Annotated in this window: 17 protein-coding genes and 2 pseudogenes; 13 read left to right on the forward strand and 6 right to left on the reverse strand. The window is 58.6% G+C overall.

The genetic code is table 11. The annotated features are described in order from the left end of the window. Nucleotides 1-22 precede the first annotated feature (22 nt). From CGLAMM_RS06490 to parC, 9 genes are all read left to right on the forward strand, one after another. Complete coding sequence (locus CGLAMM_RS06490; protein ID WP_394820329.1) at nucleotides 23-1669, forward strand: ribonuclease J; 1647 nt, start codon at nucleotides 23-25, stop codon at nucleotides 1667-1669. Between the two features lie 63 nt (nucleotides 1670-1732). Beyond that, nucleotides 1733-3046 (forward strand): proline--tRNA ligase, encoded by a 1314-nt coding sequence (gene proS / locus CGLAMM_RS06495; protein WP_394820330.1) that lies wholly within the window; start codon nucleotides 1733-1735, stop codon nucleotides 3044-3046. Nucleotides 3047-3048: 2 nt separating this feature from the next. Then, nucleotides 3049-4296: a lipoprotein-releasing ABC transporter permease subunit gene (locus CGLAMM_RS06500; RefSeq protein ID WP_394820331.1), complete on the forward strand. Its 1248-nt coding sequence runs from the start codon at nucleotides 3049-3051 to the stop codon at nucleotides 4294-4296. Next, nucleotides 4289-4972 carry an ABC transporter ATP-binding protein gene (locus tag CGLAMM_RS06505; RefSeq protein ID WP_394820332.1) on the forward strand — a complete coding sequence of 228 codons (684 nt, stop codon included), beginning with the start codon at nucleotides 4289-4291 and terminating at the stop codon, nucleotides 4970-4972. The genes CGLAMM_RS06500 and CGLAMM_RS06505 overlap by 8 nt, the downstream gene beginning before the upstream one ends. Before the next feature lie 94 nt (nucleotides 4973-5066). Beyond that, nucleotides 5067-8489 (forward strand): DNA polymerase III subunit alpha, encoded by a 3423-nt coding sequence (gene dnaE / locus CGLAMM_RS06510; protein ID WP_394820333.1) that lies wholly within the window; start codon nucleotides 5067-5069, stop codon nucleotides 8487-8489. 175 nt (nucleotides 8490-8664) lie between these two features. Continuing rightward, nucleotides 8665-9453 (forward strand): 30S ribosomal protein S2, encoded by a 789-nt coding sequence (rpsB, locus tag CGLAMM_RS06515; protein ID WP_319807338.1) that lies wholly within the window; start codon nucleotides 8665-8667, stop codon nucleotides 9451-9453. A gap of 95 nt (nucleotides 9454-9548) precedes the next feature. Further along, the gene (tsf, locus tag CGLAMM_RS06520) at nucleotides 9549-10454 is read left to right on the forward strand and encodes a translation elongation factor Ts (protein WP_394820334.1); all 906 of its coding nucleotides are present in this window, start codon (nucleotides 9549-9551) and stop codon (nucleotides 10452-10454) included. Between the two features lie 32 nt (nucleotides 10455-10486). After that, a complete protein-coding gene (gene recO, locus CGLAMM_RS06525) occupies nucleotides 10487-11272 on the forward strand; it encodes a DNA repair protein RecO (RefSeq protein WP_394820335.1) in 786 nt (261 codons plus the stop codon). A 68-nt stretch (nucleotides 11273-11340) separates the two neighbouring features. Beyond that, on the forward strand, nucleotides 11341-13545 hold the full coding sequence (gene parC, locus CGLAMM_RS06530; protein WP_394820336.1) for a DNA topoisomerase IV subunit A: 2205 nt from the start codon (nucleotides 11341-11343) through the stop codon (nucleotides 13543-13545). A 37-nt stretch (nucleotides 13546-13582) separates the two neighbouring features. Here the strand turns inward: parC and CGLAMM_RS06535 are convergent, their stop codons facing one another. After that, the gene (locus CGLAMM_RS06535) at nucleotides 13583-14341 is read right to left on the reverse strand and encodes an arginyltransferase (RefSeq protein WP_394820337.1); all 759 of its coding nucleotides are present in this window, start codon (nucleotides 14339-14341) and stop codon (nucleotides 13583-13585) included. A 113-nt stretch (nucleotides 14342-14454) separates the two neighbouring features. Between CGLAMM_RS06535 and CGLAMM_RS06540 the strand changes: the two genes are divergently transcribed. Beyond that, nucleotides 14455-15870, forward strand: a complete 1416-nt coding sequence (locus CGLAMM_RS06540) for a phospholipase D-like domain-containing protein (RefSeq protein ID WP_394820338.1) — start codon at nucleotides 14455-14457, stop codon at nucleotides 15868-15870. A 12-nt stretch (nucleotides 15871-15882) separates the two neighbouring features. On the opposite strand, the gene CGLAMM_RS06545 is transcribed toward CGLAMM_RS06540, so the two are convergent. Next, nucleotides 15883-16551 carry an endonuclease/exonuclease/phosphatase family protein gene (locus CGLAMM_RS06545; RefSeq protein WP_394820423.1) on the reverse strand — a complete coding sequence of 223 codons (669 nt, stop codon included), beginning with the start codon at nucleotides 16549-16551 and terminating at the stop codon, nucleotides 15883-15885. 5 nt (nucleotides 16552-16556) lie between these two features. Further along, nucleotides 16557-17612 carry an AI-2E family transporter gene (locus CGLAMM_RS06550; protein WP_394820339.1) on the reverse strand — a complete coding sequence of 352 codons (1056 nt, stop codon included), beginning with the start codon at nucleotides 17610-17612 and terminating at the stop codon, nucleotides 16557-16559. Nucleotides 17613-17989: 377 nt separating this feature from the next. Between CGLAMM_RS06550 and metC the strand changes: the two are divergent. Further along, nucleotides 17990-19200 (forward strand): annotated as a pseudogene (gene metC / locus CGLAMM_RS06555) (cystathionine beta-lyase). A gap of 2 nt (nucleotides 19201-19202) precedes the next feature. Here the strand turns inward: metC and CGLAMM_RS06560 are convergent. The 3 genes and pseudogenes from CGLAMM_RS06560 to CGLAMM_RS06570 all read right to left on the reverse strand — a co-directional run bounded on the left by CGLAMM_RS06560 (nucleotide 19203) and on the right by CGLAMM_RS06570 (nucleotide 22897). Next, nucleotides 19203-20678 (reverse strand): YifB family Mg chelatase-like AAA ATPase, encoded by a 1476-nt coding sequence (locus tag CGLAMM_RS06560; RefSeq protein ID WP_394820340.1) that lies wholly within the window; start codon nucleotides 20676-20678, stop codon nucleotides 19203-19205. 102 nt (nucleotides 20679-20780) lie between these two features. Continuing rightward, entirely contained in the window at nucleotides 20781-22025 is a 1245-nt protein-coding gene (gene serA / locus CGLAMM_RS06565) for a phosphoglycerate dehydrogenase (RefSeq protein ID WP_394820341.1), read from the reverse strand. A gap of 108 nt (nucleotides 22026-22133) precedes the next feature. Beyond that, nucleotides 22134-22897: pseudogene (locus CGLAMM_RS06570) on the reverse strand (inositol monophosphatase family protein). Nucleotides 22898-23048: 151 nt separating this feature from the next. On the opposite strand from CGLAMM_RS06570, the gene CGLAMM_RS06575 reads away from it, so the two are divergent. Next, nucleotides 23049-23783 carry a 3-deoxy-manno-octulosonate cytidylyltransferase gene (locus CGLAMM_RS06575; protein ID WP_394820342.1) on the forward strand — a complete coding sequence of 245 codons (735 nt, stop codon included), beginning with the start codon at nucleotides 23049-23051 and terminating at the stop codon, nucleotides 23781-23783. Beyond that, nucleotides 23780-24613, forward strand: coding sequence for a prephenate dehydratase (locus CGLAMM_RS06580; protein ID WP_394820343.1), 834 nt, complete (start codon nucleotides 23780-23782; stop codon nucleotides 24611-24613). Before CGLAMM_RS06575 ends, CGLAMM_RS06580 begins: the two co-directional genes overlap by 4 nt. Nucleotides 24614-24678: the final 65 nt, after the last annotated feature.

Here is a 24678-nt window from a genome sequence, read left to right on the forward strand (position 1 = left end):
CACAACATTTTCTGGAGAATATATGACAGAAACCATCGGCAATTTCGCCTTTCTGCCTCTCGGCGGAACGGGCGAAATCGGCATGAACTTGAATCTTTACATGTTAGACGGGCATTATCTGGCTGTTGATTGCGGGATCGGTTTTTCCGGCAATGACACGCCTGAAGCTGAAATCCTCATGCCCGACCCAACCTTCCTGGCTGAACGTCACGACCAACTTTGCGGCCTTATCGTCACCCACGCACATGAAGACCATCTGGGCGCGATTGAGCATCTCTGGCCCCAATTTAAATGCCCGATTTACGCGACACCTTTCGCCGCCGCCGTCCTGCGGCGCAAGCTTGGTGAAGCGCGTATGCTCGACAAAGTGCAGGTCAATGTCATCGCGCCGGGTGCGCGTTTTGAGGTCGGCCCGTTTGATCTGCAATTCATTTCAGTGACGCATTCCGTCCCTGAGGCGCAGTCCCTCGCCATACGCACACCCTATGGCAATTACATCCACACAGGTGACTTCAAAATCGATGAGGCCCCCCTCCTTGGGCCGATGACGGATTTCGACAGCTTCCGGCAATTAGGTGAGGATGGCGTGCGCGCCGTGATTGGCGATAGCACAAATGTTTTCCGTGAAGGCCCCTCCGGCACGGAACAATCGGTGCGGGAAGGGCTGACCTCCCTCATCGCGGACCTAACCGGTCGCGTCGCGGTCACATGTTTTGCCAGCAATGTCGCACGCGTGGAATCCATCGCGATGGCGGCCCGGGCCGCGGGGCGAAAAGTCGTGACGGTGGGGCGCTCCCTGCGCAACCTTGAGGTCGCCGCGCGGGAATGTGGTTATCTGACGGATATTCCACCTTTTCTGACGGAGCAGGATGCGGCCCATATCCCGGATCGTGAATTGCTTCTGATCGTCACGGGAAGTCAGGGTGAACCCCGTTCAGCCTTGACGCGGATCGCGGCAGACACGCACCCGAACATCTCCCTCGGGGAGGGTGACACCATTATTTACAGCTCGCGCATGATCCCCGGTAATGAGCACGCTGTTATCGCCGTGCAGGATAATCTTTCCCGCCGCGGTGTGCGTGTTCTGACGGATCGTGACCATCCTGTACATGTTTCAGGACATGCCACCAGTGGGGACCTGCGCAGACTTTATGAAGTTCTGAAACCTGAATATGTCGTCCCCACCCACGGTGAATGGCGCCATCTGACAGCCCATGCGGACCTCGCGCGCAAGGTGGGTGCGAAGACGATGTTGCTCGAGGACGGGGACATACTTCAACTGGCGCCCGGCAAGCCGGAAATCATCGATACGGCGCCGACCGGGCGTTATGTACTGGATGGCAGCCGCATATTGCCCCTTTCCAGCGATGTCCTTACAGCACGGCGACGTATGCTTTATAATGGCATGGTGATGGGCAGCTTCGCTGTCGATGATGAAGGTTTCATGATCGGCCTGCCGAAAATCAGCGCGCCCGGCCTGCTTGAAAGCACGGACCCGGAAACTGATCGGATTATTGAGGATTTCGCCAATGCCATTGACGATATCCCCGATAATATACGCGCGGAAGATGATGCGTTCCGAGACGCTGCCAAGACGGCGCTGCGACGCGCTTTGGGACGCAAGTTGCAAAAGCGTCCCCTCGTGGATGTCCATCTCTTACGCGTTTAATAAAATCTGATAAAACGAGGGTGGGGGCGTCTTTCCTCACCCATCAGCATCCCGGAACTCTCCATGCGCCTTACAAAAAGCTTTCTGCCGACCCTCAAAGAGGTTCCCGCCGACGCCCAGATCGCGTCACATCGCCTCATGCTGCGTGCGGGGCTGATCCGGCAGACAGCATCCGGCATTTACGCCTGGCTGCCCGCGGGTCTGCGCGTTTTGCGGAATATCGAGCGCATCGTGCGGGAAGAGCAGAACGCGATCGGCGCGCAGGAAGTGCTGATGCCGACCCTCCAATCCGCCGATCTCTGGCGGCAATCAGGCCGATATGATGCGTATGGGCCGGAAATGCTGCGAATCCAGGACCGCCACGGGCGCGACATGCTTTACGGTCCGACAAATGAGGAAATGATCACCGAAATCTTCGGGCAGTCGGTCAAATCCTACCGTGAGTTGCCGCAATCACTTTACCATATTCAGTGGAAATTCCGCGATGAGCGGCGGCCCCGCTTCGGGGTGATGCGCGGGCGGGAATTTCTGATGAAGGACGCTTATTCCTTCGATGCGGATTATGACGGGGCGGTCATCTCTTACCGCAAAATGATGCTGGCCTATCTCAGGACGTTTCAGCGTCTGGGCGTGCGGGCCATACCGATGCGGGCGGATACCGGGCCAATTGGCGGGGAACTCAGCCATGAATTTCTGATTCTGGCCCCGACGGGAGAGAGCACCGTCTATTTTGATGCGGCGCTGGAGCAGCAGGATTGGCTAGCGCAATCGGTGGACTTTCATGATCCTGAAAGTCTGGGGCGGTTTTTTAAAGACGTTACCACTTCTTACGCCGCAACCGATGAGATGCATGATGAAACGGCCTGGAAAAGCGTCCCTGCCGACCGGCAGCGGGAAGGGCGGGGGATTGAGGTCGGCCATATTTTCTATTTCGAGGATAAATACACCAGATCAATGGGTGTCACCGTCAATGGCCCGGATGGGGCGGCGTTTCATCCTCATATGGGCTCTTACGGCATTGGCGTCTCCCGCCTGACCGGCGCGATTATCGAAGCGCATCACGATGCGCAGGGCATCATCTGGCCGGAATCGGTTGCGCCCTTCAAGGCCGCGGTCCTGAATCTCAAGCCTGGTGACGCGCAGGTTGATGAAATCTGCAACAGGTTCAACCAACTCGGGGGTGACGCTGTATTGCTGGATGATCGGGATGAGCGCGCTGGCGTTAAGTTCAATGATGCGGACCTGATGGGTCACCCATGGCAGATTATTGTCGGACCGCGCGGCGCCAAAGAGGGACGAGTCGAGTTGAAGAACCGTCGCTCCGGCGAAAGGCTTGACCTCAGCGTTGATGAGGCAATTGAAAGGGTTTTATTGTAAATATGTTCAATGCTTTTGAGAGAAGTGTCGCAGGGAGATATTTGCGCTCCCGTCGGGGTGAACGCTTTGTATCGATCATCGCGATTTTCTCTCTTATCGGCATTGCATTAGGTGTGGCGACGCTGATTATCGTCATGGCAGTCATGAATGGTTTCCGTGAAGACCTGATGTCCCGGGTGCTTGGCCTGAATGGCGCGCTCAATATTTACGCGGGCCAACATGTCATCACGTCCTATCAAGACGATGCCGCCCAGATCCGCACGATCAACGGTGTTACCCGCGTCACGCCCATGGCGGAGGGGACCGTTTTGCTTGACGCCGCCGGCTATAGTGCTGGCGGTTTGATGCGTGGCATCTCAGCAGATGATTTCGCCGCGCTTCACGCTTTAAGCGATAATATCGTCGCCGGACGGCTGGAGGATTTTCACGGACCGGACGCCATCGCCATCGGGGCCGCTTTATCAGTGAAATCCGGGCTGCAACTCGGTAGTAAAGTGACGCTGCTTTCCCCCCAGGGGCGCGCCACGCCGTTTGGCACCATGCCGCGCATACGGAGTTACAGAGTTTCCCTCATCTTTGATGCCGGGGTGAATGATTACGATTCCAGCATCGTATTCCTGCCGTTGGAGGCGGCGCAGAAATTTCTGATGATGCCCGACGGCGTATCCTTTATTCAGGTCGGGCTGGATGACCCGATGAAGGCCCGGGCGGTCGGCCGTGAAATCGCGCAGCGACTGGGTGACCCGCAATTGCGCATCATGGATTGGACGCGCAGCAATAATGCGTTTCTCGGCGCGCTGGATGTGCAGCAGAACGTCATGTTTCTGATCCTGACGCTGATCATCCTCGTCGCGGCTTTTAACGTGATTTCTTCCATGATCATGATGGTCAAGGATAAAACGCGGGATATTGCGGTGTTGCGCACATTGGGTGCGACGCGCGGTGCGATCATGCGCATCTTCCTGATGTGCGGCGCCTCTGTCGGGGTGTGCGGCACGATCATCGGCTTCATCATCGGTGTCGTTTTCTGCCTGAATATTGAGCGCATCCAACATGGCATTGAGCATCTGACCCATACAAATCTCTTCAATCCCGAATTTTACTATCTTGAGCATCTGCCCGCTCATCTTGTCTGGTCTCAGGTTATCGATGTGCTCGTCCTCTCACTCATCCTGTCATTCAGCGCCACCCTTTACCCTGCCTGGCGCGCGGCACGGACGGACCCGGTGGAGGCGCTGCGTCATGAATGAGCCGCCCGTTTTCTCCCTCTCCAACATCGTTAAAATTTACGAATCCGGTGATGAAAAATTACGCGTCCTTGATGGGGCGTCGATCACCCTTCAGGAGGGCGAGATCGTTGCGCTCATCGCCCCCAGCGGGACAGGGAAATCGACTCTTCTGCATATTGCCGGATTATTGGAGCGCCCGGATGCGGGTCAAATTACGATTGCGGGGCGCGATGTGACGCGCCTCTCCGACGCGGAGCGTTCAGCCCTGCGCCAGGATGAAATCGGGTTTGTCTATCAGTTCCATCACCTCCTCGCTGAATTCACCGCGCTGGAAAATGTGGTGCTCCCCCAACGGATCGGGCGTATTCCTGCTTCAATCGCGCGTAAAAATGCGGCGGATCTGCTGGCGCAATTCGGCCTGTCCCATCGTCAGGACCATTTGCCTGGTCGCCTCTCCGGCGGGGAAAAACAGCGCGTGGCGATTGCGCGCGCCCTGGCCAACCATCCCAAAATCATCCTCGCCGATGAGCCAACGGGAAATCTTGACGGCAAAACATCTGACCTCGTTTTTGATAACCTCCTGGAAGTCGTCCGCAAAGCGCGCGCAACGGCGCTGATCGCGACCCATAATGAGGTGCTCGCACAACGTATGGACCGCGTCATTATCTTGCGGGATGGGAAGCTTCACGCGGTCTGAGCGGCCCAGTCGCAAAAGCGCGCCGCCATCAATGCAAATATATTCCTGCATGATTTTGATGCCGTCAGCCGCGCGTGTCTGATATTGTGACGTCATGTCACATGCCGATTTCGTTCACCTTCGTAATCACTCTGCGTACTCCCTCAGTCAGGGGGCGATTCGGATCCCGGATCTGGTCGATCTGGCCGTCGAGAATGAGATGCCGGCCCTGGCATTGACGGATACAGGCAATCTCTTCGGCGCTCTCGAATTTTCACAATATGCGGTCAAAAAGGGTGTGCAGCCCATTATCGGGTGCCAGCTCTCCCTCACATTGGACGACCCGACCGCGACGGCACAACTTTCGGAGACGCTCGTCCTCCTCGCCCGCGATGATAAAGGGTTGGAGAACCTGCAATTCCTCTCCTCCGAAGGTTTTCTGACGTCGGACCCCGGCGACCCGACTCTATCGCTGGAAGCAATTTGCACCCGCGCTGAAGGGTTGTTTCTGCTGACGGGAGGCACGCGCGGGCGGCTTTTCCGCCTGCTTGCGGCGGGGATGGAAGATGAGGCGACGGCGCTCCTTCAGACCCTCACATCGCACTTCAAAGATAATATGGCGATTGAGCTGCATCGACATGGTCAAGCGCAGGAGCAGGCGGTGGAGCCGGGTCTGATTGCTTTGGCGGACCGATTCAGCCTGCCGCTTGTCGCCACGAATGAGTGTTTTTTCGCGCGTCCAGCAATGTATGAAGCCCATGATGCCTTACTCTGCATCGCGCAAGGGCGCACCATGGCAGAGGATGATCGCTGGCGCGTGACGGACCAGCATTGGTTCAAGCCACCCTCGGAGATGCGCAAAATCTTTTCGGATCTCCCTGAGGCTTGCGATAATACGTTGCTGATCGCCCGCCGCTGCGCCGTGGCGGTCGATACGCGTGACCCGCTCCTGCCTGTCTGCCCCAAAGTGGATAAAGGCGCCAATGAGGATGAGACGCTCCGCAAAATGGCGCGGGAAGGGCTGGAAGCGCGTCTGGCACGCCGACAATTATCGGCGGAAAAACGCGCTCTTTACGTTGAGCGATTGGAGACGGAACTCGACATCATCCAATCCATGGGTTTCCCCGGGTACTTCCTGATTGTTGCGGATTTCATCCAGTGGGCGAAAAGTCACGACATTCCGGTTGGGCCGGGGCGTGGTTCGGGTGCGGGGTCACTCGTGGCCTGGGCTTTGACGATCACCGATCTCGACCCGATTCCATTCAACCTCCTCTTTGAGCGCTTCCTTAACCCTGAGCGCGTCTCCATGCCGGATTTCGATATTGATTTCTGTCAGGACCGGCGTGACGAAGTGATCCGTTATGTGCGCGGGGAATATGGGGGGGAGCGCGTCGCGCAGATCATCACATTCGGTAAATTGCAGGCGCGCGCGGCCGTGAGGGATGTTGGGCGCGTGCTTGGCCTGCCCTTCGGGATGGTCAATCGTGTTGCGGAGCTGATCCCGAATAACCCTGCCAAACCCGTCACATTGAGTCAGGCGATTGATGGCGAGCCGCGCCTGCAGGAAATGCGCGATAATGATGAGACATTGCGCCGCCTGCTCGAAATCGCGCTTCAGCTCGAAGGGTTGTTTCGCCATGCCTCCACTCACGCGGCCGGTGTCGTCATCGGGGATCGCCCCCTCGTTGAACTCGTCCCACTTTACCGAGACCCAAAAAGTGACATGCTCGTCACGCAGTTCAACATGAAATTCGTTGAGCAGGCCGGGCTGGTGAAATTCGATTTCCTCGGCCTGACGACGCTGACCATTCTCAAGCGCGGCGTTCACTTTCTCCACCAGCAGGGGATCGACGTGGATATCACGGAAATCCCGCTCGATGATGCTCCGACTTACGCCATGCTGGCTCGCGGCGATTCCGGTGGGGTGTTTCAGTTCGAAGGCGCGGGCATGCGCGATGTGCTGAAGCAGATGCGCCCGACGCGGTTTGAGGATCTCATTGCCGCCGTGGCGCTTTACCGCCCGGGCCCGATGGCCAATATCCCGGATTACTGCCTGCGCAAACACGGTGCCGATTGGGCCCCGCCCCATGAGGATATTCGCGATATCCTCGAAGAGACGTATGGCATCATGGTGTATCAGGAACAGGTGATGCAGATTGCACAGAAACTGGCCGGATACAGCCTCGGCGCCGCAGACCTCCTGCGGCGGGCCATGGGCAAGAAGATCCGGTCGGAAATGGACACGCAGCGAGAGATTTTCGTCGCCGGGGCGACAGCGCGCGGCGTTGAGGCAGGGCAGGCTGCTGAGATCTTCGACTTGATGGCGCGATTTGCGGATTACGGCTTCAATAAATCGCACGCTGCCGCATACGCACTGGTTTCGTATCAGACAGCATGGATGAAAGCGAACCACCCCGTGGCCTTCATTGCGGGATGCATGTCACTCGCGCGGGAAAAGACGGAGAAGCTTGCGGCTTTATGTCAGGAAGCGCGCCATATGGGCATTTCCGTTTTGCCCGTGGATATTAATCGCTCCGAGGCTGATTTCTCCATTGAGAAGCAGAAAGATGGCAGTTACGCCGTGCGTTACGCCCTTGCAGCGGTCAAACGCGTCGGGTTCGCGGCGATGGAGACGCTTGTTCAGGCGCGTGGGGATCAAGCCTTCCGGGATATCGCGGATTTCACGGCGCGTTGCGATGCGCGCGCATTAAATAAGGCACAGATTGAAAATCTGGCGAAAGCCGGGGCGTTTGACAGCCTTCATCCTGACCGCGCCGCCGTCTTTGCCAGTGCCGAGACGATTATGCGGCGGAGCCAGTCACAGACGCAGGAGGCGGCCTCCGGTCAGATCGGCTTGTTTGGCGGTGCGCCGGCAGCGGATGACCTGCGTCTGGCCCATGTCAAACCCTGGACAGCGTTTGAACGCCTGGCTTCTGAAGCGGAGGCGGTAGGTTTCCACATGACCGGCCACCCGTTAGATGCCTACCTCTCCGTCATCAAACGCACGAAGGCGTTGACATCCGCCAGTCTCGCCGCCGCGGCGGCGTCGAATCCCGGGCGTGTGCGGATTGCAGGGTGTGTCGTTGATAAAAAAGAGCGCCCGACGCGCAGCGGCAGTAAAATGGCGTGGCTCCGCCTATCTGACCCGTCAGGGGGGTGTGAGGTCACGTTATTTTCCGAAGTGCTGAATCGCTGCCGTGACCTGCTGGTGCCGGGGCGGGCGGTGATGGTGACGGCAGATTTGCGGCAGGATGGGGAGGCCCTGCGCCTGACCGCGACGGAAGTCATGGACCTTGAGGATGCTGCGGCGCAACATGCCGGTGAAATGCGCGTCTGGGTCAGTGACATCGCGGCAATTGAGGAAATTCAAAGCGTGTTGGAGCAGGCAAAAGGCGGGCGGGGCAAAGTCGTGCTCGTGCCTGTGCTGGATGATCTGCGCGCTGTTGATATCACCTTACCCGCCTCATATCGTGTCACACCCCGCATGGGGGAACGGATCGACGCGGTGCGCGGGGTGGAGAGGGTTGATCATCTGTAAAGCCGTTCACATCGCGGATCACGGCGCCAATCCCGCTTGAAATAACCGCCTTTTGCCGCTATATCAGCCCCATGCGCCCGTAAAGGCGTGTAATTCGCACGCATGAAGCAGAATTTCTGGTGCTCCTTTCGGGGCAAATCATGCGGAGGTTTAACCAGAGAAAAGGATCAGCCACATGGCGATGCCCGAATTCACCATGCGTCAGCTTCTGGAAGCTGGCGTGCATTTTGGTCACCACACACGTCGTTGGAACCCGGCCATGGCCCCCTATCTTTTCGGGGTGCGCAATCAGGTTCATATCATTGACCTTCAGCAGACTGTTCCGATGCTGGACCGCGCCTTGCGCGCCGTGCGCGATACGGTTGCGAGCGGGGGGCGTGTGCTCTTCGTCGGTACAAAGCGCGCCGCGGCAGAGCATGTTGCTGAGGCGGCACAGCGTTGCGGACAATATTACGTCAATCACCGCTGGCTCGGCGGTATGTTGACGAACTGGAAGACCATCACCGGCTCCATCAAACGTCTGCGCCAGATCGATGAAACCCTTGCGGGCGACACAATGGGGCTGACCAAAAAGGAAGTCCTCGACATCACGCGTGACCGCGAGAAGCTTGAGCGCTCCCTCGGCGGTATCAAGGAAATGGGCGGTCTGCCCGATATCCTGTTTGTGATCGACACGAATAAAGAGAAGCTCGCGATTGAGGAAGCCAATAAACTGGGCATTCCCGTCGTGGCCATCCTCGACAGCAATTCGGACCCTGCGGGCGTAACATACCCTATCCCGGGCAATGACGACGCTATTCGTGCCATCACGACTTATTGTGACCTCGTGGCGCGGTCCGTCCTTGATGGTATCTCCGCAGAGATGGCGGCATCTGGCGTTGATGTCGGCGCTTCGGAAGAGCTGCCGACGGAAGAAGCCGTGGCGGCGACGGAAGAGGCTGCGGGCGAGGCGGCTTCAGCCTGATTGGCATCGGCGCCTTCAGGCGCTGACATCATCATAATGGCGCGCCCGCTGCGATCGGCCGAGGCGCGCCGTTTCTATTTGGAGGAAAGAGGGATATGGCTGAAATCACGGCAGCTCTGGTGCGCGAACTCCGCGAGAAAACCGGCGCGGGGATGATGGATTGCAAAAAAGCGCTGACTGAGGCCAATGGCGATATGGAAGGCGCGATCGACTGGCTCCGCACGAAAGGCCTGTCCCAGGCCGCGAAAAAATCGGGCCGCACCACGGCGGAGGGCCTCGTTGCCGTCGCGTCGGGTGATAGAAAGGCCGCGATTGTTGAAGTCAACGCTGAAACCGACTTCGTGGCGCGTAATGAGGCGTTCCAGGACTTCGTCGTTGCCGTGGCACATGTCGCGCTCGAAGTGGGCGACGATCTTGAAACGATCAAACAATATAAACTGAAATCCGGCCGCAGCGTGGCGGATGAGCTGACCCATCTGATCGCGACAATCGGTGAGAACATGGCGCTGCGTCGCGCCCGCGTGCTGAGTGTCCCGAATGGTGTCGTGGCGAGTTACGTCCATAGCGCGCTGAAGCCGGGCCTCGGCAAAATCGGTGTGCTGGCGGCGCTTGAGGCTGAGTCGGAGAGTGAGGCGATTCTGACGCTGGGCCGCCAGATCGGCATGCATGTTGCGGCAACGCGTCCTAACGCTGTCGATGTTGCCTCCATGGACCCGGAAACGGTGGAGCGGGAAAAAGCCGTGCTTGTCGAGCAGGCCAAGCAATCCGGTCGCCCTGAAGCGGTGATTGAGAAAATGATCGAAGGCCGCATCCGGAAGTTCTATGAAGAAGTTGTTCTTCTTGAGCAGGTCTGGGTTCATGATGGTGCCACACGCGTCGCGAAGATCGTTGAAACAGCGGGCGCGAAGCTCCTTGCGTTTGAGCGTTTCCAGCTCGGTGAAGGCATTGAGAAGGAAACAAGCGATTTTGCGGCAGAAGTCGCGGCAGCCGCGGGCAAATAAAAGCCCGGCAAATGATCGATGGATGATGGCAGATGCAGTTTGATTGCTCTGCCATCGCCCTCTCATGTCGGCGCTATGGTGAAGGTGCCGCCATCGTTCATCTTTACACGGCTGAGCTAGGCCGTATCGCCGCCTATGTCCATGGCGGCGCATCAAGGCGTCAAGCCGCGATCTGGCAGGCCGGCGCCCTTGTCTCATGCCATTATACGTCCCGTTTACCTTCGCAACTTCCGCAGGTCAGCGGTGAGACGATGCTGGAAACGGCAGCCTTCCTTATGGATCGCCCCGCCATCCTTGCCATGGTCAACGCGCTGGCCGCGCTGATTGACCAGGCGCTGCCGGAGGGGGAACCTCAGCCTGATTTCTTCGCAGAGACGGTCTCAACCCTCGTTGCCCTGACGCGCGGGCAGGGGGATGCGGCGTCAATGGCTTATTTACGGTGGGAATGTGCGTTGCTGCAGGCAGCCGGGTTCGGGCTGGATTTGTCATCCTGCGCCGTAACAGGCGTGACAGAAAATCTGATCTATGTCTCGCCGAAATCCGGGCGCGCTGTCTGTGCGGATGCTGCCGGAAAATGGCGTGACCGCCTCCTGCCTTTGCCTGGATTTATGCTGACGACTTCCGGCGGGCCGTCGGACGCGCACGTCACCGCCCGGGACATACGGGATGGCGCGCGCCTGACAGATTACTTCCTCGCGCAACATGTGTTTGGCGCGCGGCACCTCCCAATCCCGTCTCCTCGCCAGCTTTTACAGGATCGGCTTGAAAAAGCGGCATCTGTCGGCCCCGGAACGGCAGAGAATACATCGCAAGATTGAAACAGCCCGCATCTACTGGCATTTATGTCAGCAAGGCGCGTATTGCCGTGAGATAAGGAGAGGCCGGGATGGAAAGTGATGCTGCGGGGCGGATCGAGGATGCCCGACTTTCCGAGGCGCTGAGTGAGCGCTACCTCGCTTACGCCATGTCCACCATCATGGCGCGCTCTCTGCCGGATGTGCGGGACGGCCTCAAACCGGTCCATCGTCGGCTGCTTTACGCCATGCATCAACTTAAGCTTGACCCGACTTCCGGCTTTAAAAAATGTGCGCGCGTGGTCGGAGATGTGATCGGTAAATTCCATCCGCACGGGGATGCCTCGGTTTACGAAGCGCTCGTCCGCCTGGCGCAGGATTTCGCCGTGCGCTACCCGCTCGTTGAAGGGCAGGGCAATTTCGGGTCCATTGACGGCGATAATGCCGCGGCCATGCGCTACACGGAATCGCGTCTGACCGTTTTCGCGGCGGCGCTTCTTGACGGGATCAGTGAAGACACGGTCGATTTCCGACCGACTTACGATAATGAAGAGAGTGAGCCCGTGGTCATGCCGGGCGCCTTTCCGAACCTCCTCGCGAACGGGGCTGCCGGGATCGCTGTCGGGATGGCCACCAGTATCCCACCGCATAATGCGGCTGAATTATGTCAGGCGGCGGTGCATCTCATCAAAACGCCTCAAGCCTCAACGCGTGACCTCATGGCCTTCGTCCCCGGCCCCGATTTTCCCACAGGTGGCCGCCTTGTTGAAGACCCGGAGACGATTTTACAGGCTTATGAGACCGGGCGCGGCAGTCTGCGGACGCGGGCCAAATGGAGTCAGGAGCATGGTCGCTTCGGCTCCTGGACGATCATCGTCACGGAAATTCCGTATCAGGTGCAGAAATCCAGATTGATCGAGCAAATCGCTGAACTTCTCGAACAACGGAAACTCCCCCTCCTTGCGGACATCCGGGATGAAAGCACAACGGATATTCGTCTCGTGCTGGAGCCAAAATCCAAGACCGCCAACCCGGATGTGCTGATGGAAACATTATTCCGGCAGAGCGCGCTTGAGAGCCGTTTCAGCCTGAACATGAACGTTCTGGATGCCGAGCGTGTACCCCGCGTGATGGGGCTCAAGGAAATACTACGCCACTGGCTTGACCATCGTCATGAGGTTCTCAAGCGCCGGTCTCAATTCCGGCTGAATGCGGTGGAGAAGCGGCTCGAAATTCTGGAGGGCTTCCTCGCCGTTTACCTCAATCTTGATGAAGTGATCCGTATCATCCGGGAGGAGGATGATCCGAAGCAAAGTCTCAAAGATGCTTTTGGGCTGACCGAATTGCAGACGGAATATGTCCTGAATATGCGCCTGCGCTCCCTCCGCAAACTTGAGGAAATGGAAATCCGCAAGGAACGCGATGGATTGGCGACGGAGCAGACAAGTTTGAAGGCCCTTCTCGACAGTGAGAAGCGTCGCTGGACGCGCATCTCGAAAGAGCTTGAGGAGACGACCCGCGTTTTCGCCAAAGGGCCTTATGGCCCCCGGCGCACCATGATCGACGAGCCCCCTGCCTCGATCGACCTGTCCTCTGCGGAAGAGGTTGAGAAGGAACCCCTGACCATCATCCTGTCCCGCGAAGGGTGGATACGCGCCGTGCGTGGTCATGGCATTGACGTTGAAAGCCACAAATTCAAGGAAGGCGATGGTTTCCGGCAACAACTTGCCTGTCAAAGCACACAGCGCATTTGTATCCTCACCTCTGACGGGCGCGCCTTCACGATCAAGGCGGCGGAATTGCCACGTGGACGGGGGTACGGTCAGCCTATTCGTCTGCTCGCGGATATCCCGCAGGATGCAGGTGTCGTCTCTCTCTTCGTCATCGAAGAGGATGGCCGGCAGTTGATCGCGACCCGATCCGGCCGCGGATTAATGATCACCCATCAGGACCTTGTTGCAGAAAAGCGAACCGGCAAACAGGTGGTTAATCTTCGTGACGGTGATGCGGTGTTGGCGGGCATCACGGCGGCGGGGACGCATGTGCTGACATTGGGTGAAAACCGGCGCGCCCTGATCTTCCCCCTGGAGCAGGTGCCGACCCTCTCACGCGGCCAGGGTGTGACATTGCAGAAATTCGCGCATGGCGGGCTGGCGGATATCCGGGTTATGGACCTGGCGGAAGGGTTGATCTGGGCGGAAGGGCAGAAACGACGCGTGGCGGCGGATCTTGACGGTCTGGTTGGGCGCCGGGCCCTTCAGGGCCGTCCCGCGCCCGTCTGGATGAAGCCAATTTAAAGGCGCGTCTGTTTCTCTCGACGCGACTCCCTCTCCATCATCTGCGACGAGATTTTAAAAATGGCGCTTCAAGTCGGCGCCATGCTTTATCTTGAAAGATTTCAGCCGGGCGAAAGGCCGATTTGTACGCCATTTTCGGGCTGTTTGCGACCCAGTTCCCGAGATAAAGGTGAGGAAGATGGCGCTCTCGGGTCAGGGCGATTAATTTGACGATGGCGTAAATCCCGAAAGATCGCTTCATGCAGTTCGGTTCATAAAATGTATAGACCGCCGAAATGCCGCACGACATGATGTCAATCAGTGAGACGCAGACGAGTTGACCGCCAGTCGCACGAAATTCGATGACGTTGGATGGGACGGGGCTGCGTTCAACGATATCGCGGTAGGCATCAAAATCCATCTCCTGCATGGAGCCTGTTGGATGCCGGACACGCTGATATTTCTGAAAAAGCTGATATTGCTCAAGCGTTGCGTCCCGAGCTGATGCACGGCAGGTGAGGTCACGATGGGTCCGCAATACGCGTTTCTGCTGGCGGGAAGGCGTAAATGCCGCGACGGGCAGGCGGAGGGGCAGGCAGGCCCGGCACAGCACGCAATCGGGTGAGAAAGCGACGTCACACATGCGCCGATAGCCGCGCAATGTCAGGTCACTCATATCTGCCGCGACATGCGGGCCTTGCAGCAAGGTCACGCGCTTTCGCTCTCTTTGCCCCTCAAGATAGGGACAGGCCTCTTCAGGGAGGTGATAAAATCGACGTTTAGGTTTCGTTGCGGTCGTTATTTGTCCTATTGTCATCCTTCCTGCATAAACATATTTCCCCCGTTGATGAAGAAGCCGCCTTCTGAGTCCGGGCGATTTTACCGGTTATCGGGTGCCGCGCGCCCTGTTCATATCGGGGTGGTTTCGGAATGACACAGATTTTAACGACGCCGGATATCGGTTTTCTGACCTGTCGCTTTGCGGTCACGCTTATCGTCGTTTTGCATGTGCTCAGGACAAAGCATGACACGTCGGCCGCCGTGGGGTGGATTGGCTTTTGCTGCTTCATGCCTTTTACCGGCGCGGTGCTCTATACAATGTTCGGCATCAACCGTGTGCGTCGCTTGGCGCAGAGACTCGTGCTGGAGCATCGCTGGCCCGGCCGCGACCGTCTGATGGAACATCGCCACGCGGTGGAGGGGCGTTTCGCGCCCTTGGCCTCCATGCTGTCCCGCCTGACGGAGCGCCCCCTTTTAGGGGGGAATATGGTTGAATGTCTGCATAATGGTGAGGGGATTTATCCCCAGATGATCGCCGCCATCGACTCCGCGCAGCATTCTGTTCTGCTCTGCTCCTATATTTTCCGTGCAGATGAGGTGGGGCAGAGATTTGTCGCCGCCCTGAAGCGCGCCAAAGCGCGCGGCGTAGAGGTGCGTGTCCTGATTGATGGGATCGGGAGCGGTTATATTTATAGCGGCATTGCTCGGGCTTTGACGCGTGCCGGGATACGTCATGCGCGCTTCATGCATTCCTTTCTGCCCTGGCGGATGCCCTTCATCAATCTGCGCAATCATCGCAAAATCCTTGTGACGGACGGGGCTGTCGGCTTCCTCGGCGGTGTGAATATCGGCGCTGAAAACCTGCTGACCGGCTCCTCCCGGCAACGGGTGGCAGACACGCATTTCGCCCTTCGTGGCCCGGTGGTTCAGCAATTGACGGAGGCGTTTGCCCGGGATTGGTCATTTACCGTCGGGGAGGAGCTGGAAGGGTCAAAATACTTCCCTGAAGCCACGGCCGAGGGCCATGTCCCCCTGCGTATTGTCACGGCGGGGCCGGATGATGATCTTGAGAAAATCGAATATGCCATTCTCCAGGCGCTGACTTTGGCACAGCACCATGTGCGCATTATGACGCCCTATTTTCTACCGGGAGAACGCCTGACGACGGAAATCTGCCTGGCTGCCCTGCGCGGCGTCAAAGTGGATATCGTGATCCCGAAACGCGGCAATCACCGCATTATCGACTATGCGCGTGATGCCAGTCTCGGACCCTATTTACAGGCGGGATGTGCCATCTGGCTTGCGAAGCCGCCATTTAACCACGCGAAATTGATGGTGTGCGACTCGACATGGTGTTTCGTCGGCAGCAGCAATATGGACCTCCGCAGCCTAAGGCTGAATTTTGAGATCAATCTTGAGGCTTACGATACGCGCCTTGCTGAAAGTCTTGCGCATTTCATCGATTCCCATAAGGCGAACCGCCTGACATCCGCCTATCTCAAATCCATCCCGTTCCTCAAACGTGTGCGTAATGCGGCTATCCGGCTTCTAACGCCTTATCTCTGACGTGCGGCGCGATTAGCGACGTGGCGGGGCGTCGAGGGCAAGCTTGACGAAGATCGGATGATGGTCGGACCTGAAATTCGGCAATATCTGATGAGTCATGAGATGCATCCCGCGCACCAGGCATCGATCAATGCGGATCGGGAAGATCTCCGCCATGCGATGGGTGGGGGCACGCGGCCCCACATCCTGAAATTGCGGAAGAAGGGTCGGGCCAACGAGGTTGAAATCACCCATGATGATGGCCTGGTTGCGTAACATCGGCACGAGATGGCGCAATTGGCGCCGATTGAGAATCTGCCCATGGGACAAATGCACATTGGCGATGGAAAAACTGCCGAAATCAATGATCTGGGCATGACGCCGGACAATCAGCCCCGAGGGCAGGCGACACCGCACCGGCGCGCGGGAAAATGGGTGTCGGCTCCAGCAGGCCAATCCGTGAATGCGTTCCGGCAGGGCGAAACGCGCATAATAGCCGCCGAGGCGATCTGTCAAAGCGGAGAGGCCCGCCACGGCTTCCTGCATCAAAACGATATCCGGTTTGACGGCTTCAATCAGCGCGACGACATCCTGCACCTGAGCCCCTACCTCATGAAGAAGGTTCCAACTTAGGATTTTGACGTATTCACCCGCGTAAATCTGCGCCGTATCGCGCGGGGGCACGGCGAGGGGTGGTGAGATGGATGTCACAGCGTGTCGGGCCGCGTTTGGGCGTAAGCGCCGCTGGCAAATTCCGTCGTCAGCGTATAACCGACGCCGAGAAGCACCGGCCCGAGGAAGATCCCGACACCGCCGAGCGTGATGACACCGCCCAGCACGCCCAGCACCGTCAGCAGGTAAGGGAGCTGCGCGCCGCGTGCAACAAAAGCCGGGCGAATGATATGGTCCGCCCCGGAAATAATAATAACGCCATAAATCGCGAGAAAGAGCCCTTTGGCCCAGCTTCCATTCAGGATGAGCCACAAGGCCGTTGGCACCCAGACAATTGGCGCCCCAACCGGAAACACCGCGACAAAAGCCGCACATCCGCCGAGGAGACCGGCTTCCGGCACGCCGCAAAGCATCATGCCGATTGTGGTCAGCACGCCCTGAATGATCGCCGTCCCGAGTATCCCGTAGACGGTGCCTCGCACCACACTGCCAATCACATCAATCAGGCGATAAGCATAATCACCCGTGACGCGGCGCAGTAACGCGGTGATGACACGCCCCAACGCGTCGCCATTCAGCCAGAAGAAAAACGCGATGAACAACGCCATGACGAGTTCAACCAACCCACCGGCAATCTGGATCAGGACAGATATCGTATAACGCGCGATCTGGCCCGCATAAGGGCGGATTGTCGCGCCGATACTGCCAATATCCCGCGTCCATTCCGTGTAAAGCGCCGTCAATTTTCCGCCGAGATAGGGGATATGGGCGATCCATAATGGGGCCGCCTCATTTTTGCGGAAATGGGCGAGCCCGGCCGTGATGCTGGCCGTTGCGGCGGGCAGGTCCTGTATCCCGGTCGAGGTGAGGAGGGCGAGCGGGAGGACAATGGCCACGGCGCAGATGATCATCATCGTCACCGCCGCGAGGACAGGCGGGATGCGTCGCCGCAGGCGCTTGAAAAGCGGCCAGGTCGTGAACGTCAGGATGGCGGCCCATAAAATGGCGGAAAGAAATGGCCAAAGGACGACGCCGCAGCCATAGGCGACGCCGACAAGTAAAAAGCCGAGCATGATGCGTTCGGTCGTCACGAGCTGTCTCCGTCCCTGATTTGATCGGCCTTTCGGCGCGGGCTCATCCCTTAACGCGGGTCAGCATAACATTTTTCAGAGAATAAAACGCGATTCACAATTTTATGCGCGCTGATAAAATCTTAACCTGAGCGATCCGGATCTGATGCGGCGTTTCAACGCGTCCTGATCATATCCGCACTTTGTCACTTGACGTGCATTGACTGCCGTAAAATCATGAATGCGCAAGATTTATGCCTGCATAACACCATGCCACGCAGCGGAATTTCCCATTTTCCGATGCGCGACATGCAGGTTAGGGTTGAAATGATCGCGCGTCATAACGGCGTTTCCGACATTGGCAGCAAGGTCGGTTCGAGGAAAGGGAAGCATCATCGATGACGGATGCCATGGAACAACGTGTCACAGGAGGGTGGAGCCGCTTCGCTGATATGGTTGTGCGCGCGGGGCGTCACGATTCATTGCCGGAGAGCGGGCAATTCATCAATGCGCCGGTTGCGCGGGGTTCCACCGTTATTTTCCCGAGTCTTGAGGCGATGAACGCACAGGGCCATCGCACTTATGACCATGAGGTGATTTACGGTGCGATGGGCAACCCGAACCAGCATCTTCTTGAACGGCTGATCGCGGAGATTGAAGGTGGGCGTGACTGCCAGGCTGTGTGCTCCGGCCTGACCGCCTGTGCCCTGCCGCTTCTCGCTTTTGCAAAAGCTGGAAGTCACGTCCTGATGTCCGATGCGATTTACGGCCCGACACGTCGTTTCGCTAAAACGATGTTGCGACGCTTTGGGGTGGAGACCAGCTTCTACCCCCGCTGGCGTCAAAAGAGACGCTGCAATCTCTAATGCGGCCGGAAACATGCATCATCGTCGCCGAGAGCCCGGGCAGCCTTAGTTTTGAAGTTCAGGATGTGCCGATGATCGCGGAACTTGCCGCTTCTGCACATGCGAAGCTGATCGTCGATAATACGTGGGGATTGGGCATCTTCCAGCCTTTCGCGCATGGCGCACATATTTCCGTCCAGGCATTGACGAAATATGCGGGCGGGCATTCAGACATTATTCTGGGGGCGGTGACCGTCAATGCGCGGGAGGATTGGGTGAAGCTGAGAGATGCGGCGATACAGCTTGGCCTCTGTGCCAATCCGGATGAAAGCTGGCTGACGTTGCGGGGATTACGCACCCTCCCTGTCCGCCTCGAAAAACAGGCACTGACCGCTTACAGAATGGCGCGATGGCTGCAATCCTGCGCGCCGGTCGCGCGTGTTCTGCACCCGGCTCTGGAGGATTGTCCCGGGCATGATAACTGGCTGCGCGACTTTAGCGGTGCGGGATGTCTCTTCGGGGTGGTATTGCAACCGGAGATTTCCGATGCGGCCATGCGGGCCATGCTTGATCGCCTTAAAATTTTCAGCATCGGCGCGTCATGGGGCGGGTATGAGAGCCTCGTTATGCCGATCTCCGGGGGCATTGTGCGCGATCACGCCCATCATCATCTACCCGGCCCCGCCTTCCGCCTTCAGATCGGCCTCGAAGACCCTGAAACGCTTAAAGAGGATCTCGCCGCGGCCATGGCGGTTTTGCATTAAGTCTATCGGTGCCGAAAGGCGAGCGCTTCCATCAGATGCGCCGGCTCCAGAGACGGAGAGCCGGCCAGGTCCGCAAGGGTGCGCCCCACACGGACCAGCCGCGTCATCGCGCGGGCGGAGAGGCGTAATTTCGTGCCGATCTCCTCTAACTGAGACCGCGCACCGTTTGTGAGACTCAGCTCTTCAAAATCGGCACGGGCATTGATGACGCCCTGACGCGCCATTTGCCGCGCGCGTGCGTTTTCGACACGCTGGCGCACCACCGCGCTCGCCTCACCTTTGACGGCGCGGGTCAGCTCGACCGGCGTGGCGGGTTTAAGGAACACAGCAAGATCCATCCGATCCATGAGCGGGCCGGAAATCCGGGCCGTATAATCCTCCGCACATCGCGGCGCTTTGCGGCATTGGCGGTCCGCATCGCCGAGATAGCCGCAACGACAGGGATTCATGGCCGCGACAAGCTGAAAATGCGCGGGATAGGTCACGTGATGGGCGGCACGCGCCACGGTGATGGTGCCGGTTTCAATCGGCTGACGCAAAGCCTCAAGACAGGCGCGCGAGAATTCCGGCAATTCATCCAAAAAGAGAATACCGTGCTGCGCCAGGCTGACTTCACCCGGACGGGCCCGCGCGCCGCCACCCGCCAGGGCTGGCAGAGAGAGGGAATGATGCGGGTCCCGAAAAGGCGGGCGTGTGATGAGCTGCCCATCTTTAAGAAGGCCGCTGAGACTGTAAATCCGGCTGACCTGCAATATCTGATGCCGGTCAAGATCGGGCATAATGGAAGTCATGCGCGCGGCAAGCATCGATTTTCCAGCGCCAGGCGGGCCGATCATTAAGAGTGAGTGCCCACCTGCGGCGGCGATTTCGAGGGTGCGGCGCCCGACGGACATGCCTTTAACATCTGCGAGGTCCGGCTCAGGCGCGGGTGGGTGCAGGGTTAAAGGGGCCGGGGCGGAGAGAACCTGCCGCCCCTGAAAATGCGCAATGATCTGGGACAGGTCCGCCGCCGCGTAAACCGGGAGTTCCTCACTGGCCCATTGTGCCTCCTGACCTTGCGCGGCCGGGCAGATGAGGGAGAGCGCCTTCTCCGCGGCGCAGATCGCCGCCGATAAAGCGCCGGAGACCGGGTTGATATGCCCATCCAGTGATAATTCGCCCAGCGCCGCACATTGCTCCAACGCGTCGGACGGGATGACACCCATGCCGCAGAGCAGGGCCAATGCGATGGGGAGGTCGAAATGCGACCCTTCTTTCGGGATGTCAGCCGGGACGAGATTGACGAGGATGCGTTTCGGCGGCAAGGCCAGGCCCAGAGAAGCAAAAGCGCAGCGCACGCGTTCCCGCGCTTCCCCAACGGCCTTATCAGCCAGGCCAACGACAATGAAGGAGGGAATGCCGGCAGAAATATGCGCTTCAACCGTCACCGGAATAGCTTCGATCCCGGCGAAAGTGAAGCTTTGCACCCGTGTGATCACGGGTAGCGAAGGCGCCTTCTGACTGCGATGTTCGTCAAGTATCGACACGCCGACATAGTTAACGACGGCAGTTAATGATGACCAGCGGAAAAAGAAAAAACTTTATCTCTGGTAAATCAGCCTTGTGCGAATGGTCCCATCAAGCGCGCGGAGACGTTGAAGGAGGGTCTGGTCAACCTCCCGATCCGGCCCGGCGTCACTTTCAACCACGACGTAACCAACCTCGCCATCCGTCTGTAAATATTGTGAGACGATATTACGGCCCGCATCTGAGAAGATCTCATTGAATTTTTGCAGAATGCCGGGTCGGTTTGCATGGACATGCATGAAGCGGGAGCCTTTCGGCCGCTCGGGCAGCTGCACATTGGGAAAATTAACAGCGCCCAGCGTTGACCCGACATCCGAATATTCGACGAGCCGCTTGGCCACCTCAACGCCGATCCTCTCCTGTGCTTCAACGGTGGAGCCACCAATGTGCGGCGTCAGAATGACATTATCCAGCCCCTGAAGCGGTGAGGAGAATTTCTCATCCCGGCCCTTCGGTTCGACAGGGAAGACGTCGATCCCGGCACCCATCAGATGGCCGTCCTTCAGAGCCGCTGCGGCAGCGTCCAGATCCACCACCGTCCCGCGGGCATTATTCAGCAGGATGCTGTTGGGCTTCATGGCGCGAATCTGCGCGTCACCCATCAGATTGCGCGTCTCAGGCGTCTGCGGAACATGAAGGCTGACAATATCAGATTGTGCCAGAAGCGCCTCAAGAGACGCGACGGGGGTGGCGTTACCATGGGGGAGTTTATCGACGATATCGTAATAAATGACGTTGAGGCCGAATGACTCAGCCAGCACGGAAAGCTGTGAGCCGATGGATCCATATCCGACGATACCCAGCGTCTTTCCGCGCACCTCCCAGGAATTTATGGCCGACTTGTCCCAGCCACCGCGATGACATTCCTCCGAGCGGGAAGGGATGCGCCGAAGCAGCATGACGATTTCACCCATCACCAGCTCCGCGACGGAGCGCGTGTTGCTGTAAGGGGCGTTAAAAACCGGGATGGCTGCATGGCGCGCTGCGTTAAGATCCACTTGATTCGTCCCGATGCAGAAGCACCCGATCGCCATGAGTCGGTCAGCCGCGCTGATAACTTTTTCCGTCAGTTGCGTGCGGGAGCGGATACCCACCATATGCACGCCCTGAAGCGCCTCGGTCAGCGCCTGATCGTCCAATGCGGTCTTGAGGTGGGTAATCTCGTGATATCCCTTCGCCCGGAACCACGCCGCCGCGCTTTCATGAATGCCCTCCAGAAGCAGAATGCGGATTTTGTCCTTGTGCAGAGATAACGTCATTGAGCCTCATCCAACCTTGCGCGCCGCCTCAATGGCGGCCCCGTCTTCTGAAGGTTTCCTAAACGATTATGTGCGCGCGGGGAAGGTATTTCCAGTTCCAGGCACGAGTTAGGAAGGGGCGTTGAGGGCGGTAAGCGCTTCCCGACTCAAAGAGGGGCTGGCGCAGGCGAGCACGGTGCCATCGCTTTCCGCTGTCAGCTTTCTGCCGTGCCAGTCGGTGATGCAGCCGCCAGCGCCTTCCACGATGGGGACAAGCGCGGCCCAGTCCCAGATTTTCATGGTGCTCTCCGCGATAATGTCGATCATGCCGAGGCTGAGCAACCCATATGCGTAAGCATCCCCCCCCAACTGGTGCGTCGGACGCGACGCTGAAGCTGCGCAAACCGAGTGGCGTTCTCACCAATGTGCATGTCGGGCGCGGTGCAGGAAAGTTCAGCATCCGCCAATGACGCGGTTGCACGCCGCGTCCCGACCTGCCCCGACATCGTCGCGCTGGTGAATCGCGTCTCCGCCCCCGTCATGCCGAACCACCTTTCCCCCGTGATGGGCTGGTCGATCAGCCCCGCATAGGGGACGCCGTCACGCAGCACGGCAATCAGCGTCGTGAAACTCGGGCGACCGGTGATGAAAGCCCGCGTGCCGTCAATCGGGTCAATCACCCACTGCCATCCGGCCCCGGAGGGGTCGCCGCCAAATTCCTCCCCCAGAATCTCATCTGTCGGGTGGGCAGACTGAATGATTTGCCGTAACAGCGTCTCAACTTCATGATCAGCCCTGGTGACCGGGCTGGCATCATCTTTGGACGTCACAGGCAGCGGGGCGCGGAAATAGCGTTTTAAAACAGCGCCAGCCTGATCTGCGCATAAATGCATCGTCTGTGACAGGCGGGCGAGGTCAGTCACTTAGGGCTCCTTCAAAACGGGCATGCTGAGATTGACGCCCTTATCTGCACTGAGGCATGAAGTTGTGCAATCGATTCCCGGTTCGATGCCCCATCGGTAAGTCTGGAGCCAGCGCGTCCTCATGAAACCCGCCATCATCATCCCGTCGCGTCTTGCGGCCTCCCGTCTGCCGGATAAGCCTCTGGCGATGATCGGCGATAAACCCATGGTCGTGCATGTCGCTGAGGCGGCCCTGGCCGCAAATGTCGGGCCGGTTATCGTCGCGGCGGGTGATCGGGAGATTATGGAGGCGGTGGCGGGATGCGGTGTGCATGCCGTGCTGACGGACCCCGCCCTCCCCAGCGGGACGGATCGCGTTCACGCCGCTCTGCAGGAATTTGACCCGGATGGCGCTTTGGATACGGTCATTAATCTTCAAGGCGATCTTCCCCTGATTCGTCCTGAAGACATTGCAAAAGTTCTTGTACCGCTCAATGGCTCGGATTTCGATATCGGCACACTCGTCGCCCCGATCACGTCCGAAGTGGAGGCGCATACGCACGCCGTCGTCAAAGTCGCCTGCGCGTTTGAAAGGGAGGGGGGTATCGCCCGGGGGCTTTATTTTTCCCGCCATGTTATTCCGTCCGGGGCGGGGCCTCTATGGCATCATGTCGGCATCTATGCATGGCGCCGCCCGGCCCTCGACCATTTCGTCACGCTTCCCCCCTCCGCGCTAGAAAAGCGGGAGTCGTTGGAGCAGTTGCGTGCCCTTGAAAATGGCATGACGATCGGCTGCGCCCAGATCGCGACGGCACCTCAATCCGTCGATACAGCGGATGACCTTGACATCGTCCGTCGCCACGTTGAGACGCCATGAGTGTCATCGCGTTTCAGGGTGTCGCGGGGGCTTATTCGGATCTCGCCTGCCGCCAGGCCCGTCCAGGTTGGGAAACGCTGCCTTGCACGAGCTTCCCTGACGTCATTCAGGCCGTGCAGGAGGGGCGTGCCGATCTCGGTATGCTGGCTTGTGAAAACTCTCTTGCCGGGCGCGTGCCGGAAGTGCACGCTCTGCTGCCGGAGGCCGGTCTCTCCATCATCGGCGAGCACTTTCAGCGTGTCGAGCACTGCCTGATTGCGCTTCCCGGTGTTGAAGAGCGGGAGATCCGTCGCCTGCACACCCACCCGGTGGCCATCGGCCAGGTCCGCAAATTGATTGCCGCATTGAATGTGCAGGCGATTCCGGCTTTCGATACGGCGGGGGCGGTCAAACTCGTGGCGGAATGGCAATCGCGTGAGGATGCAGCCGTGGCGTCTGAGCTTGCCGCGCAGCTTTACGGGCTGACAGTGCTCCGCAAAAATGTTGAGGATGCGGCGCATAATACGACGCGTTTCTACCTCGTCGCCCGGCAGGGCGGCTGGCCCGCGGTGGAAAAAAGCGCGGATACAATGACGACTGTGCTTTTTCGCGTTAAAAACAGCCCGGGCGCGCTATACGCCGCTCTGCGTGGTTTTGCGGAGGCGGGAATCAACCTGACGCGTCTGGAAAGTTACATGGAGGTCGGCTCCTTCAACGCGACGGGCTTCCTCGTTGATTTCGAAGGGCACCCCGAAGAGGCGCGGTCACGCGCGGCACTCGCTAATATGAAGGCCTATGCGGATCAGCAAATGGTCCTCGGCGTTTATGGTAAAAGTCCAGCCCGGCAGTGAGTGTTGAGACGGATGTGCATTGTCGTCCGGGCGTGTCGGCGTTAAACTGCGTTTTTTATTGCTGA

Source organism: Sorlinia euscelidii (genome assembly GCF_036452135.1).
Lineage (GTDB): Bacteria > Pseudomonadota > Alphaproteobacteria > Acetobacterales > Acetobacteraceae > Sorlinia > Sorlinia euscelidii.